At 55.5% G+C, this 14,910-nt stretch carries 13 protein-coding genes; 5 read left to right on the forward strand and 8 right to left on the reverse strand.

What is annotated here, in order from left to right:
- Positions 1 to 243 precede the first annotated feature (243 nt).
- The 3 genes from FCN80_RS07490 (at position 244) to FCN80_RS26735 (ending at position 1,992) form a co-directional block, all read left to right on the forward strand.
- Positions 244 to 600: a VOC family protein gene (locus FCN80_RS07490; protein WP_136989535.1), complete on the forward strand. Its 357-nt coding sequence runs from the start codon at positions 244 to 246 to the stop codon at positions 598 to 600.
- 98 nt (positions 601 to 698) lie between these two features.
- On the forward strand, positions 699 to 1,259 hold the full coding sequence (locus FCN80_RS07495) for a cysteine hydrolase family protein (protein ID WP_136989536.1): 561 nt from the start codon (positions 699 to 701) through the stop codon (positions 1,257 to 1,259).
- Positions 1,260 to 1,590: 331 nt separating this feature from the next.
- On the forward strand, positions 1,591 to 1,992 hold the full coding sequence (locus tag FCN80_RS26735; RefSeq protein ID WP_230492546.1) for a helix-turn-helix domain-containing protein: 402 nt from the start codon (positions 1,591 to 1,593) through the stop codon (positions 1,990 to 1,992).
- A 22-nt stretch (positions 1,993 to 2,014) separates the two neighbouring features.
- Here the strand turns inward: FCN80_RS26735 and FCN80_RS07505 are convergent, their stop codons facing one another.
- From FCN80_RS07505 to FCN80_RS07515, 3 genes are all read right to left on the reverse strand, one after another.
- The gene (locus tag FCN80_RS07505; protein ID WP_306767856.1) at positions 2,015 to 3,034 is read right to left on the reverse strand and encodes an acyltransferase; all 1,020 of its coding nucleotides are present in this window, start codon (positions 3,032 to 3,034) and stop codon (positions 2,015 to 2,017) included.
- 151 nt (positions 3,035 to 3,185) lie between these two features.
- Entirely contained in the window at positions 3,186 to 4,724 is a 1,539-nt protein-coding gene (gene exaC, locus FCN80_RS07510; protein WP_136989540.1) for an acetaldehyde dehydrogenase ExaC, read from the reverse strand.
- 275 nt (positions 4,725 to 4,999) lie between these two features.
- Complete coding sequence (locus FCN80_RS07515; protein ID WP_136989541.1) at positions 5,000 to 5,605, reverse strand: hypothetical protein; 606 nt, start codon at positions 5,603 to 5,605, stop codon at positions 5,000 to 5,002.
- 282 nt (positions 5,606 to 5,887) lie between these two features.
- Between FCN80_RS07515 and fdhD the strand changes: the two genes are divergently transcribed.
- Together fdhD and sodA are read left to right on the forward strand one after the other, a co-directional pair.
- A complete protein-coding gene (fdhD, locus tag FCN80_RS07520; RefSeq protein ID WP_230492547.1) occupies positions 5,888 to 6,718 on the forward strand; it encodes a formate dehydrogenase accessory sulfurtransferase FdhD in 831 nt (276 codons plus the stop codon).
- Positions 6,719 to 6,851: 133 nt separating this feature from the next.
- Positions 6,852 to 7,472 (forward strand): superoxide dismutase [Mn], encoded by a 621-nt coding sequence (gene sodA, locus FCN80_RS07525; protein WP_136989543.1) that lies wholly within the window; start codon positions 6,852 to 6,854, stop codon positions 7,470 to 7,472.
- 41 nt (positions 7,473 to 7,513) lie between these two features.
- On the opposite strand, the gene FCN80_RS07530 is transcribed toward sodA, so the two are convergent.
- The 5 genes from FCN80_RS07530 to glyS all read right to left on the reverse strand — a co-directional run bounded on the left by FCN80_RS07530 (position 7,514) and on the right by glyS (position 14,907).
- Entirely contained in the window at positions 7,514 to 8,062 is a 549-nt protein-coding gene (locus FCN80_RS07530) for an MltR family transcriptional regulator (protein WP_136989544.1), read from the reverse strand.
- 56 nt (positions 8,063 to 8,118) lie between these two features.
- Positions 8,119 to 9,267, reverse strand: coding sequence for a mannitol-1-phosphate 5-dehydrogenase (locus FCN80_RS07535; protein ID WP_136989546.1), 1,149 nt, complete (start codon positions 9,265 to 9,267; stop codon positions 8,119 to 8,121).
- A gap of 74 nt (positions 9,268 to 9,341) precedes the next feature.
- Complete coding sequence (locus FCN80_RS07540; protein ID WP_136989547.1) at positions 9,342 to 11,285, reverse strand: PTS mannitol transporter subunit IICBA; 1,944 nt, start codon at positions 11,283 to 11,285, stop codon at positions 9,342 to 9,344.
- 629 nt (positions 11,286 to 11,914) lie between these two features.
- Positions 11,915 to 12,634 (reverse strand): DUF3053 domain-containing protein, encoded by a 720-nt coding sequence (locus FCN80_RS07545; protein WP_136989549.1) that lies wholly within the window; start codon positions 12,632 to 12,634, stop codon positions 11,915 to 11,917.
- Positions 12,635 to 12,837: 203 nt separating this feature from the next.
- Entirely contained in the window at positions 12,838 to 14,907 is a 2,070-nt protein-coding gene (glyS, locus tag FCN80_RS07550; RefSeq protein ID WP_136989551.1) for a glycine--tRNA ligase subunit beta, read from the reverse strand.
- Positions 14,908 to 14,910 lie beyond the last annotated feature (3 nt).

Below are 14,910 nucleotides of genomic sequence, written 5' to 3' on the forward strand. Positions count from 1 at the left end.
AATGATATCAAGCCGATTATGTCATTCAATACTAAATCAATATTAAATAACTAGCAACTCTATACAAAATTAGATTTTAATTTGATTATGAGGTTAATAATTATTGCGGTGGTAACTTCGGAAAATCTGTCCATACTTACTAAGACATCCGATCAACATCGCGCCTCGTGGCGAAACCCCGCGAAGCTGCGATTCGAATAGAGTAGAGACGGGCTCACGCCTACGCACGCGGAGGATATGGCGATGAAAGAGATTGGCGGCAACGGTCAAATTGACTACGTTGAATTTAATGTCAGCGATTTGGCGCGAACCAAGGCATTCTACGGCGAGGTGTTCGGCTGGATTTTCACGGATTACGGACCGACTTACACTGAATTTTCCGATGGCCGAATCACCGGCGGTTTTACCACCACTGAAACGATCACGCCCCATGGCGGGCCGTTGGTGATTTTCTATGCCGAGAATTTACATCAGACATTGCAAAAACTGCAGGCGGCGGGAGCGGAAATCGTTAAGCCGGTGTTCGCCTTCCCCGGCGGGCAACGCTTTCATTTTAAAGATCCGGACGGCTATGTACTGGGCGTGTGGACAGAAGACTAGTTTGTCCCGCAAGATCCCAATCATGGCCGGTTTTGCCCTGTTCAAAACGCCTCCCCCAAGCCACCATGGCGTTACGCAGAGACAAACGGAGTCCGGCCATGACACAAAGCGCATTATTGATAATTGACGTCCAGCAATCGTTTTTACATCGGCCCTTCTGGTCCGAGGAAGCGTTGCCCGCGTTCCGGCAGGCATTAACAACCCTTATCGACGGTTGCCGGCAACGCGGCGTTCTGCTGGCGGACATCTTCCACGATTCCGGCGAATGGCCATTCAGTCTGGATTCCGGCCTGATTAAACCCTTGCCGTTTCTGACTCACCAAGCCGATATCGTCTGTCATAAACATGTCCATAACGCCCTGACTGAATCAGGTCTGGACGCCTGGCTAAGAGCGCGGCGGGTCACCCACCTGATCATTGCCGGCATGCGCACCGAGCAGTGCTGTGAAACCACGGCCAGGGTAGCGTCCGATCTGGGATACCACGTGACGTTCGTCACCGAGGCGACGTTAACTTTCCCGATGACCCGCGCCGGACGTGCACTTGACAGCGATGAGCTGAAATTTCGCACCGAAACCGTGTTGTCCGATCGTTTCGCCGATATTCGCGATGTGGCGGGTTGTCTGGCGCAATTAACCGCGCAGCGCGGTACTGTCTGAAACGGAGCGCCGGATATGCGCGATATCTATTTTCTGGTGTTACCCGGTACCATGGCGTTGGATCTTACCGGTCCAGCGGAGGTTCTTATGCTGTCCGGCGCCTTCAGACTGCATTACATCGGTCCGCAGCGGGACGTGATCACCTCAATCGGTCTGACCCTTGGCGATATAGCGCCAATACCGGAGGACTTTCCCGAGGGCAGCGTGTTGGCGATCCCCGGCGTCGCGGATTCCCGCCGCCCTGATCAGAGAAAACCGGATTTTCGTCGAGGATCGCGGGATCTTTACCAGCACCGGCATCACCGCCGGCATCGACCTGGCCCTTCACCTGGTGAGCCGCTATGTCGGCCCCCCACAGGCGGTGGCCGTTGCGCGGGAAATGGTGGTTTTCTTCCGCCGGGCCGGCGAAGATCCGCAGCTATCTCCCTGGTTGCGCCACCGTAACCATTTGCATCCGGCGGTACATCGGGCCCAGGATATTCTGGCGCGCGAACCGGAAGCGGATTGGCATATTGATCAGTTGGCCGGCCAGGTTTATTTAAGCAGCCGGCATTTAACGCGACTGTTTCGCACTCACCTGGGATTGAGCGTCCGGGAGTATCTTGAGCAGCTCCGGCTGGTGGTGGCGCAACAACGCTTGCGGCAGGGCATGGGCATCGAGAAATCGGCGCTGGCGGCCGGTTTTTCCTCCGCGCGACAATTGCGCCGGGCGCAATCACGCTGGAACGACTAAGCACGGGCGGGACGCCGGCGAATCAGCTTACCCAACCACGGCGATCGGCTTTTCCCAATGCGGTCGCCGCCGCATAACTCAACAGCACTGTCATAATAAATACTACAGGGATATCCAGCAACGGCATGTTTTTGAAATCCCAATTATGAATACGGGCGACATTGATAAAAAAAGCATGGAAACCGTAAATAGCCAGGGAATGGCGGGAAATCTTCTGAAACAGCCAGCAGGAGCGGGAGCCTAACTGTTTTATCAAGATAAACACACTCACGGCGGCAATAAACACCAGCGGGCCGCAGTACATATAATAGGTTTCGGAATAGCCGCCGTTTGTGATCAATCGCTGTTTGGTTCCCAGGGCTATCAGACAGACGGAAATCAGAAAAAATGCCGCCATGCCCCAGGTCAGCCATCGACCCCGCGACGCCATCACGCCAATGGCGCGCCCGAGCACCGCATACAAGACATAATAGAAGGCGTCGCCGTTGACATAAAGGTTCCAGGGCAGGACATTAATATCGCCGACGCTTATCGTGTCCGTGTTGGGATTGGCAAATACGCCGAGCAGTAGGCTCAGCACCAGCAAATAGCGGCCGGATACCGGTTTTATACTCAACAAGGGAGAAAGTAGATAGATAATAATTAAGGCGTAAAAAAACCAAAGATGGAAAAAAATGGGTTTTTGAAAAAGGTTGTTCAGCGCGTCACCAACACTGATCTCCGTCATAAAATGCATATAAATCAACGCAATAGCACTATAAAAAACGATACAGGCCACGATGCGGGTAAAATGTTTTTTCTCAGCGCATCGTTCGCCAAAAAATAAAAAACCGGAGATCATGAAAAACAACGGAACCGAAACCCGGGAGGCGGAGTTTAATATATTCGCAATTAACCAATTTTCCCGCCCTATTTCGAAACCGTGGGTCACATAGTATGTTGTGGTATGGATCACAATCACCATCAAACAAGCCACAGCACGAATATTGTCTATCCAGTTAATTCTTGTGTTCTTATTATCAGATGCCATCCCTTTCCTCATTACCTGCGTTCAACGATTACCGCAAGTATACTCGTCATACTCCAAGTTGCCTCTTTGTTGGCGGCGGCAGGTCTTCCGGGTGGCCCGACGCCACCGTCGCTTCCGTCCGGATGCGCTGGCGGCCGACATCCGCCGGCCGCCAGGTGCCTCGTTAGAACAAACCCAGCGGTTTGTCGGAATAACTGACCAGCAGACATTTGGTTTGCTGATAATGTTCCAGCATCATTTTATGCGTTTCGCGGCCGATACCTGATTGCTTGTAGCCGCCGAAGGCGGCATGCGCGGGATAGGCATGGTAGCAATTGGTCCAGACGCGACCGGCCTGAATACCTCGGCCCATGCGATAGGCAATGTTGCCGTCGCGACTCCATACCCCGGCCCCCAGGCCATAATCGGTGTCGTTGGCCAGAGCCAAGGCCTCATCCATATCCTTGAACGTGGTCACCGCCAATACCGGCCCAAAGATTTCTTCTTGAAAGACCCGCATGCTGTTTTTGCCGAACAATACCGTCGGTTCAAGATAATAGCCTTCAGCCAACGCGCCATCCATTGTCTTGCGCCGTCCGCCGGTCAGCACTTCCGCGCCTTCTTTCTTACCGATATCAATATAATTTAGGATGGTATCCATCTGACCGGAGGAAACTTGCGCCCCCATCATGGTCCGGGTATCCAGCGGATTGCCGCTACGAATGGCTTCAACCCGTTTTATCGCCCGTTCCATAAAACGTTCGTAAATGGACTCCTGCACCAGCGCCCGACTGGGACAAGTACACACTTCACCCTGGTTAAAGGCGAACAAGGTAAAACCTTCCAGCGCCTTGTCGAAGAACGCGTCTTCCTTGGCCATCACATCGGCAAAAAAGATATTCGGCGATTTGCCGCCCAACTCTAACGTGACCGGAATGACATTTTTCGACGCATAATTCATGATCTCCCGGCCCACCTCGGTGGAACCGGTGAAAGCGACCTTGGCCACCCGTTTCGATGTGGCCAGATATTCGCCGATTTCGCTGCCGGCGCCGTTGACCACATTCACTACGCCCGGCGGCAGCAAATCCTGAATCAGTTCCATCAAAACCAGCACCGACAGCGGGGTGAGCTTGGCCGGTTTCAGTACGATACAGTTGCCCGCGGCCAGGGCCGGCGCCATCTTCCAGCAGGCCATCAGCAACGGGAAATTCCAAGGGATAATCTGGCCGACCACGCCGAGGGGTTCGTGAAAATGGTAGGCCACCGTATCGGCATCGATTTCGCTGATGCCGCCTTCCTGGGCGCGGATACACGAAGCGAAATAGCGGAAATGGTCAATGGCCAGCGGCACATCGGCTCCGCTGGTTTCGCGGATTGGCTTGCCGTTGTCCCAAGTTTCCACCGCCGCCAGCAAATCGATATTCTGCTCCAGCCGATCGGCAATGCGAAACAGAATCCCCGCGCGGTTTTGCACCGACATGCCGCCCCAGGCGGCCTTGGCTTTATGCGCCGCGTCCAGGGCCAAATCGATGTCTCCTGGCCCTGAGCTGGCGATTTCACACAATGGCTGGCCGGTAACGGGCGTTAAATTGACGAAATATTCGCCGTTTACCGGCGCCACCCATTCTCCGCCGATGAAATTGTTATAGCGTGGTTTGAGTTCTAGCGGGTAACCATATTCGCCGGGGATTAACCGGCTTACGGGAGGATTTTGAGCCATGGTTTCTCCTTAACACGCAACAGACCCTGATGATGCCTTACCGGCCGGCAGTGACCGGTATCGGCGGACAACGTCGACACAAGACCTAAAGCGGCCTGTATGTTTTACTTAACGTTAGTCCCGGTTTCACCAGGGAAACAGCTGCCAAGGAAGGGAATTTCCGGATTACGATAACCCTCACAGATTAATTTATAACATTTCATCGCAATACAGCGGCAATGTTACCGACGGCGCAGTCTGGACGACACGGCCCCGGCGAAAAACACTGTCGCCCGTTAGTGGAAAGCAATACTGGCGAGAATGTCGTCCACCAGCCGGGCATGGCTTTTAACGTCGGCTTTTGGCGTCAATACCTGTAGCGTTATCACGTGACCGGCGAAAGGCGTAACTAATGTCGTGCCGGCCATGGACTCGCCTTTCATCGTTTGATCGCTGTCGATACGCAGAAATTTTCGTCCGCCCGCCATGGTTACCGTCCGGCCGGTCTGGCGAACATCGCTGAATTGGGTCTTCAGTCCCGACAGCGCGCCTTGCGCCATTTTATCGAAAGCCGCATCGCTGGTGTCATTGGCATCGCCGGCTGCGGTCTTGATTTCGCTGATGCCGACCACTTGCGCATGCAAGCGGCTGACATACAAATGGACCGCAACGCCGGTCTGCTGAGCGTTAGCGTCCCGCCGGCTTTGATCGGCAAAGCCTTGAGGCAGGCGTAACGTCATTTTGCCGTCCACTAATGCAATATCGTTGTCGGCGGCCTGCGCGCCTGCCGGCGCCATCATGCCGGGCGGCGGCGGTGCATCCGGCGCCTGGGCGAAACCGGGGGCGACCGTCAGCGACCAGGCCGTCAGGATAAATACTGCCGTTGCAAGGGTAAATCGCATGGGTATTCCCTTTTTGTCATCGCGTTAATCAATACGCTTTCTAGAGCATAGCCATTTTTGGCCGCGCCGGCACTTTTTCCGCGGCCCCCTCCGTCGGGGGCGACGCGCGGGCGATGTCCGTCAGTCCGGACCGGGCGCCGTCGGCAAGGGCGCGTTTAGCGCTCCCGCGATGCGGCATGTCCCTCGACATCAACGCTGCAACTTCGCAAAGGACCGGTGTAGAATAAAAAATAACTGGATGCGTCACGGGATTCATCTCGTTTTCACTTTGGATACGCCGCTTTGAATGCACACCTTCCCCTAACGAAAACCGATTCCGCCGACCAGGCGGGCATGCGGCAATGCAATGTACGCCAACGCGGCCGCCTGGACCGGGCCGAGCCGGATTGGCTGGCCGAAGAAGTGCCGGTGGCGCTGGTTTACAATGGTATCTCCCATGTGGTGATGATGGCCACCCCCAAGGAACTTGAGCAATTCGCATTGGGTTTCTCTCTTTCCGAAGGCATTATCGAATCCCCCGGCGAGATCTACGGCATGGATGTGCTTGCCGCCTGTAACGGCATGGAAGTACAAATCGAGCTGTCCAGCCGGCGTTTCATGGCCCTGAAAGAACATCGGCGGGCCATGGCGGGTCGGACCGGCTGCGGCGTCTGCGGCGTCGAGCAGCTTGACGATATCGCCAGGCCGATCACATCGTTGCCGGTGACCCAGACCTGGCCGCTCAACCGGCTTGATCAGGCGCTGGCGCAGTTAAAAGAGGTCCAGCCCATCGGCCGGCAGACCGGTTGTACCCATGCGGCGGCCTGGATTACGCCGGAAGAAGGGCTGGCGTTCGGATGCGAGGATGTCGGCCGCCACGTGGCGCTGGATAAATTGCTGGGCTATCGGGCAAAAAGCGCCGCAAGGGATGGGGCGGTGCTGGTTTCCAGCCGCGCCAGTTATGAAATGGTGCAAAAATCCGCCATGTGCGGGGTTGAAATTCTTTTTGCGGTATCCGCCGCCACGGCGCTGGCGGTGGATGTGGCCGAGCGGTGCGGATTAACCCTGGTGGGTTTCAGTAAGCCAGGCAGGGCGACCATCTATACCCATCCGCAACGAATAATGGATTTGTAAAGCTAAACATGCGCTATAAAAGGCACTGATAAACGTTTTCATAAACGTTTAATTAACTATAATGATCAGATTGATTACGCGGCACTAACACAGGTTTCCGGTGTCGCCTCACGATAACATGGAGAAGATTAATATGAGCTATACTCTGCCATCCTTGCCGTATGCTTACGACGCCTTAGAACCGCATTTTGACAAACAAACGATGGAAATCCATCACACCAAACACCATCAAACCTATGTCAACAATGCCAACGCCGCGTTGGAAGGGCTGTGCGAATTCGCTAGCCTGCCGGTGGATGAACTGCTGAAAAAACTGGATCAGGTTCCGGCGGACAAAAAAACCGCCCTGCGCAACAATGCCGGCGGCCATTCCAACCACAGTCTGTTCTGGAAGGGCCTGAAAGTGGGCACGACGTTACAGGGCGAATTGAAAGCCGCTATCGAACGGGACTTTGGCTCTGTGGACGCCTTCAAGGAAACGTTTGAAAAGGCCGCCGCGACCCGTTTCGGTTCCGGCTGGGCCTGGCTGGTGCTCAAAGGCGATAAGCTGGCGGTCGTATCCACCGCCAATCAGGACAGCCCGCTGATGGGTGAAGCCATCTCCGGCGTCTCCGGTTACCCCATTCTGGGCCTGGATGTATGGGAACACGCCTACTATCTGAAATACCAGAACCGTCGCCCCGACTATATCAAGGCGTTCTGGAACGTGGTGAATTGGGACGAAGCGGCCAAACGGTTCGGCGAAGCCAAGTAAACCCGTCTGTCGTTCAAAAACCATCCCCCGGGATGGTTTTTTCATTTCAATAGCAATTTGTCACTAAAGGCTTTTTTGGCGCTGATGCGCACCAAAAACTCGGTGGCCGACAGCACCATGGTGGAGCGAACGATCTGTTGATAGCGTTGTTGCTGCATCCTGACTAATGCCTCATCCCCTGTGACGCGCGAAAAATCCGGCAACGGAGGGAAACCCGCGACGCAATGCAATTCGCTGAACGGTCCCAGGATCTCATCGTCGGTGAACCGGTAATCGTTCGGATCATCTTGCAGCGCCTCATGTAAGGCCAGCAGCAGTTCGGCATCTTCATATTCGTGTCGACTGATAACGCCCAAGGCATAAATCAGTTTCAAGCGTACCGGCAATTCGCCAAGCGGCCCGGCGCCGACCAATAGCGGTTCCACGGCATACTTCACCGCGTAGTCATCCTTGCGGAATATTTGCAGCATGAGAATATTGACCGCCTCGGCCAATAAGTTCACCGCCGCTTCCATCAGATCCTGTACCGTCGTACCGGCATTCAGCCGCTCAAGAACCTGATTTTCATGCAGTTGCGTAGTTTCCGTCATCGCCAACACCATGTAAAATCCGGGAACGAGGCCCTCCCGCTCCCGGGTCTCGATCGTCATTGCATGGCGTTATAGATTGTCACCACCTGCCGAACCACCTCACTGTCTTTCTCCAGTCCGGAGACTTGCGCCAGCGCCGCCTCGGGACCTGATTTTTCCAGCAACGCCGCCCATTCCTGCGCCTGGGGATCCTGATCGCTATGGTAACGCATCGCCGCGGCGATGCCTTTCATGAGATTGTCGTGGCGCAGACCGTATTCCAGCGTGCCGCGCAACGGTTTAATCAGACGGTCGCCCGCGCCGAGTTTACGCAACGGCTGTCGGCCGACGCGCTCAACATCGTCGTGCAGGTAGGGATTTTCAAAGCGCTGCAGTATTTTGTTGATGTAGGCGGCATGCTTTTCCGGATCGAACCCGTAACGATTAATCAGCACCGCGCCGCTTTCCTCCATGGCGCCTTTGACGACCTGGCGGACTTGCGGATCGAGAATGGCTTCGCGAATGGTCCGGTGCCCCGCCAATTGGCCCAGGTAGGCGGTGATGGCGTGACCGGTATTTAAAGTGAATAGTTTGCGCTCCACAAACGCCATCAGATTATCGGTCAATTCCATGCCGGCGATCGTTGGCGGCTCGCCTTTGAACTGAGTTTTATCGACGATCCATTCGCTGAAAGTTTCCACAGTGACGGCCAGCGGATCCTGATTGCCGGCCTCGGCCGGCGGTACAATTCTGTCCACCGCCGAATCCACAAAACCAATGTGTTCGTCAACCCAATTACGGTAATGCTCCGGCAACGCCTTATAGACATGCTGCTTAAGCTGGCTGGTGCCCCGCACCATATTCTCGCAAGCGATGATATTCAGCGGCCGCGTGTTTCCCGCGTCGTGGCGTTTGATCAAGCCCTGCGCGACACCGGGTGCGATTTTTTCCAGGATCTGCGGTCCCACCGCCGTGGTCGCCAAATCCACCGATGCTATCAATGCCGCCACATCCGGGCTGCCGCTGTGAACGGCGCTGACGTTGTTTACCTTATCGATCCGCGCTTGTTCGCCCACGACATGGACCTCGTATTGATGGCGTGCATTCAGCGCATCCAGCACGATTTGGTTGACGTCGGCGAAGACCACTTCGATCCCGGCATCGGCCAAAAGTTTGCCGATAAAGCCGCGACCGATATTACCTGCTCCGAAATGTAATGCTTTCATAGAATTGACCTTGGATTTTCTTAGCTAAAAAGGGGCCATGACAGGCCCCTCTCATTAACAACGGATGCCGTGCGTTACGATGCGTTGCTGACCGCGGTGTTATTTCCCTGCAAAATCTCCAGGACTTCCGCGGCATTGGTGGTCTTACTTAACCGGGCAATGACGCTTTCGTCATCCAGCGCATTGGTCAGGCTGGTGATGACTTGAATATGTTCATTGTTCCGGGCCGCGATTCCGATAACCAAACGGGCGATATCGTCTTCTTCGTCACCGAACCGGACGCCATCGGGATATTGACAAAAAACGATGCCGGTACGCAGTACTTTGTCCTTGGCTTCGATAGTGCCGTGCGGCACGGCGATGGATTCGCCCAGATAAGTGGAAGTCAGCTTTTCCCGTTCAAGCATCGCTTCAACATATTCCGGCGTGACATAGCCGCCCTTGACAAGTTGCTGGCCGGCGAACCGGATAGCCTGTTCCTTATTATCCGCGTGCTGGCCCAGGAAAATATTGGCCTCGGTCAGGCGAAACAGATTTTGTTCGCTATTTTCGAAACTGTCATCCAGGGTAGTGATGACTTTCTGCTGGTTACTGCTGTTTTTTTGCGCCGCCACAAGACGCGCGGTCAAATCGGTGTACAAATGGCTGTCGAGGAAGTTCGTCAGCGAAATATGCTGGGCCTGGGGCGCCTGACGCATGGCGCGCTCGGTCAAATCACGGTGGGTGATAACCAAATCGACATCATCCGGCAGATCATTGATGGCGGTGTTGGTTACGCTGATATTCTTCAGTCCGGCTTCATTGACCTTCTTGCGCAGTACGCCGGCGCCCATGGCGCTGGAACCCATACCGGCATCGCAGGCGACGATGATTTTACGAACCGAGCTCATATCGCCGGTGGCGCCGGCCGAGACAGGCGCGGCCATACCTTTGGATTGCGCTTTCATGGTTTGAACGCGGCGAGTCGCTTCTTCAAGATCTTCGCCCTCGTCTTCCTTAACCTTGGTGCTCTTGAGCAAAATGGAGGAAATCACGAAAGAGACGGCGAACGCGGCAACCACAGCGGAAATATTGGCGAAATAGCCGCCACGCGGGGTCATGGCCAATACCGCAATGATGGAGCCGGGAGAAGCGGGAGAAACCAGGCCGCCGTGCAACACGCCCAGGGTGAAGACCCCGGTCATGCCGCCAAGAATAACGGCCAGCAGCAAACGCGGGTTCATCAGAACATACGGGAAATAAATTTCGTGAATCCCGCCGAGGAAGTGGATGATGGCCGCGCCGCCGGCGGATTGTTTGGCGGTGCCGCGGCCAAACAGCATGTACGCCATCAGGACGCCCATGCCCGGACCAGGGTTGGCTTCAATCAGGAAGAAAATGGATTTACCGGTGGCGGTGGCCTGCTGAATGCCCAGCGGCGAGAAGATGCCGTGGTTGATGGCGTTATTCAAAAACAGGATTTTGCCTGGTTCAACAAAGATAGACGCCAGCGGCAGCAAGTCGTGACGCACCATCAGGTTGACGCCGGCCGACAAGACATGGGAAATCATCTCCACCAGCGGCCCTATCAGCAGGAACGACAGGATGGCCAGCAACATACCGATGATGCCGGCGGAGAAGTTGTTAACCAGCATCTCGAAACCGCTTCTGATTTTGCCGTCGACCGCCCGGTCAAAACGCTTGATGCACCAGCCGCCCAGCGGCCCGGCAATCATCGAACCCAAAAACATCGGCATATCGGCGCCGGCGATCACGCCCATCGTGGTGATGGCGCCGACCACGCCGCCGCGCTCGCCGCCAGCCAAACGGCCGCCGGTATAGCCGATCAGCAGCGGCAACAAGTAGGTGATCATCGGGCCGACCAGTTTGGCCAGGGTTGCATTCGGGGTCCACCCCGTGGGTATAAACAGTGCCGTGATGATCCCCCAGGCAATAAAGGCCGCAATATTCGGCATGACCATATTGCTGAGGAACCGGCCAAAATTCTGTACTTTGACCTTGATATCCGCTGAAGACATAAAAACTCACCCCTATTGATACGCGCCAGGCAATAAGGGCGCGTGAATAATATTGTTGCGACAGTGTTGCGAATACTGCCGGTAGTTCTATAAGCAGCGCGACTCTACCACGCTCAGAAAGTTAAGCGTACTCCCGCCGGGAAAGTGTGATGTCCATCACCGCTTACCCCCCCTAAGGCCCCCTAATTGAGTGATTTACATCACAAATAATCGATGTAAATAAATCACAATTTAACTTTTGGTCAGCGTAAGAAACTTTTTTGTGATGTAAGTCACGTTTTATACGGGCAGGTTTGTTTAAAAAATGTGATTAAAATCACAATTTATTTGAAGCCAACCCGCTGACTTACGGGCGACTTACGGAACAGGAAAGGAAATTTGCGGCTGATCTCACAACGTGATCAGTGAAAACTGAAAGAAACTTACCGCCACCGGTCTGTCGGCTGCGCGCCAACACTTATACCCAGTGTAGAACAAGAGGGGCCGCCGCGATCAATGGGCCGAGCCCTCCCCGGACTCGGCGTATTCCCGCGCCAAAAAGCGGGGTTAAGGGCGCGCCGGGTAAATCAAACGCGCGAAGAGACATCGCCGGCCGACATTGCCCGGGATCCCGGCGATAAACAAACATATCAGGGCAATAACGCGCCCGCATCATTTTGTGCCTGCACCAATTGTTCGTGCTGGCTTGTCAGGCCCTTCATCAATTCATTGTACTGCGTCGCCTGTATACGGGTGGGGAACATGATAGACGTCGGGCCGAAAGTAACCTGATTGCCCTGCATACTGAGAAAGTTTCCCACCTGCACCAGCGTAGCGGACAGTGTTGCCGCGTAGGTAACCACCGGCGTGACTTTGGCGATGGCCTGCGTCACCAACTTGTCATAGGCCTGATTGTAGACCGCTTTCAGGTCATCCGGTTGTTTCAGCCCCGCCCGGCCGTTTTCAGCCTGCCGCTGCATACCGGCCATTTGCGGGCCAAGCAGATTCAACGCTCCGGCGGCTTGCTGCAAATCCCCGCGGCGGGTCAGATAATCCTGTGGGATACGGATCTGGCTGATAATATCCAACACCGGCGCCAAGCCCGTGTTGACCGCGTGAGTGAATTGCTGGGTGAACGTCAGTAAAATCTGATAGTCGTTGGCGTATGGGCCGAATTGTTGCTTCTGTACATCGCTAAGAGCCGGTAATCTTTCGCCGCCAGGCAGCACTGTGGTCTGCAAAAACTGTATAAAAGCCTTGCGCTGATCCGGCTCCTTGTCGCCGCACGCGGCGAGTTGCGTCGCCAGCGCCAATGCAATGAGAAGCATTAGCATATAACGTAAACGCGTTAGCCGAACGGAAACCCACATGTGCATACTCCTTAGCCAATTACTTACCATTTTGTCTGGCTAATATACGCCCATATCCGTCCGGAGGCGAAGGGATTCAGTATGGTTTCTAATCAATATACGTTTATTAATCAGATGGTTTTCCCAAGGGACTATCGAGGGGAGCGGGATGTCTTACATCGCCACCTACAGGCCGGCTTAACCGGCCTGGTCCCCTTAAGCCGTTATTGCAGTAACGAGATATCCGCCACGCGCAAAAACAGCTGCCGCAATTGATTGAGCAACGTTAGGCGATTAACCCGTACAGCGACATTGTCGTCCATCACCATCACTTTATCGAAGAAGGCGTCCACCGGCTCGCGCAGGGCGGCCAATTCCGAAAGCGCCTCCTGGTAGCGTCCTTGCTCGAACAGCGGTTCCAGCTTGTCGCGCAATACCGTAAGGTGCGTGGCCAATTGAATCTCCGCCGCGTCTTTCAGCAGCGAAGCCTGGACGCTGTCGTTTAACCGGTCGCTCGCTTTGGCCAGAATGTTGGATACCCGCTTGTTGGCCGCCGCCAGTGAAACGGCCTCATCCAACGTGCGGAAATAGCTTACCGCCTTGACCCTGGCGTCGAAATCCGCCGGGCGGGTCGGGCGCCGCGCCAGCACCGCCAGGATGGTATCGACGCTATGGCCTTCCTCCAGATACCAGGCGCGGAAACGGCCCAGCATAAAATCGATGACATCGTCCACCACCCGCGGATTGGTCAGTTTCTCGCCATACTGCCGAACCGCTTCTTCGGTCAGGGTCTGCAAATCCAGCGGCAAACGCTGCTCGACAATGATACGCAACACGCCCAGAGCGGCGCGGCGCAGGGCGAAGGGGTCTTTATCCCCTTTTGGATGTTGACCGATGCCGAAAATACCGGCCAGGGTGTCCATCTTGTCCGCGATGGCCACGGCGCTGGACACGGGCGTGGACGGCAGCGCGTCGCCGGAGAAACGCGGCTGATATTGTTCGTTAAGCGCCAGCGCCACCAATTCAGGTTCGCCGTCGTACCGGGCGTAATGCATGCCCATCACGCCCTGGGTGTCGGTGAACTCAAAGACCATGTTGGTCATCAAATCGCATTTGGACAACAAGCCCGCGCGGGCGGCCACGTGTTCATCCGCGCCAATCCGGCCGGCTATCCAGCCGGAAAGTGATTCGATGCGATCACTTTTATCCCTCAGCGTGCCCAACTGTTGCTGGAACAATACGGTATCAAGCCGCGGCAAGCGATCTTCCAAACGGGTTTTACGGTCGGTATTGAAAAAAAACTCGGCGTCAGCCAGTCGCGGACGCACCACTTTTTCATTGCCAGAGATCACCTGCTGGGGATCTTTCGACACGATATTGGCGACGAAGATGAAATTTGGCAGCAATTTGCCTTGTTCATCATAGACCGGGAAATACTTCTGGTCGCCTTTCATGGTGTAAACCAAGGCTTCAGCGGGCACGGCGAGAAATTTTTCTTCAAATTTCGCCGTCAGCACCACCGGCCACTCCACCAGCGACGTAACTTCCTCCAACAGGCTGTCACTCAAGTCGGCCCTGCCGCCAATCCGTGCCGCGGCGGCTTCCGCATCCCGTTTGATGACCGCTTTGCGCGCTTCGTAATCGGCCATCACTTTGCCCCGCTCGGCCAGCAGGGCAGGATAGTGATCGGCGTGATCGAGAGTCACTTCAGCCTCGCCCATAAAACGGTGGCCACGTAATGTCCGGCCGGATTCGACGCCCAGAACCCGCCCCGTGATTACGGCTTCATCCAAGAGTAGGGTGACCGTGTGTACCGGACGGACAAACTGCACATCGCTGTCGCCCCAACGCATCATCTTCGGCACGGGGAGCTTAACCAATGCGGCGTTGACTTTCTCGCACAATAATTCCCGTACCGGCCGCCCCGTCACCGTTGCCCGATACAGCAACCATTCGCCCTTGTCGGTCACTTGCCGCTCCGCCTGTTCGACAGTAATGCCGCAACCGCGCGCCCAGCCTTCGGCCGCCTTGGTCGGCCGGCCATCGGCATCGAAAGCCTGCGAAACGGCCGGACCGCGTTTTTCAATAACGCGATCAGCCTGGGCCGCGGCGACATCAGCCACCTTTAACGCCAGCCGACGCGGGGAGGCGAACCAGCGGATATCGCCATGGGTGATGTCGGCGGCATCCAGTTCCGCGCCAAACAAAGAGGCAAACGACTGCGCCATATGGCGAAGCGCTTTCGGCGGCAACTCCTCCGTGCCGATTTCCACCAGAAATGTGTGTTGCATCATGGT

Source organism: Martelella alba (assembly GCF_005217455.1).
Taxonomy (GTDB): domain Bacteria; phylum Pseudomonadota; class Gammaproteobacteria; order Enterobacterales; family Enterobacteriaceae; genus Acerihabitans.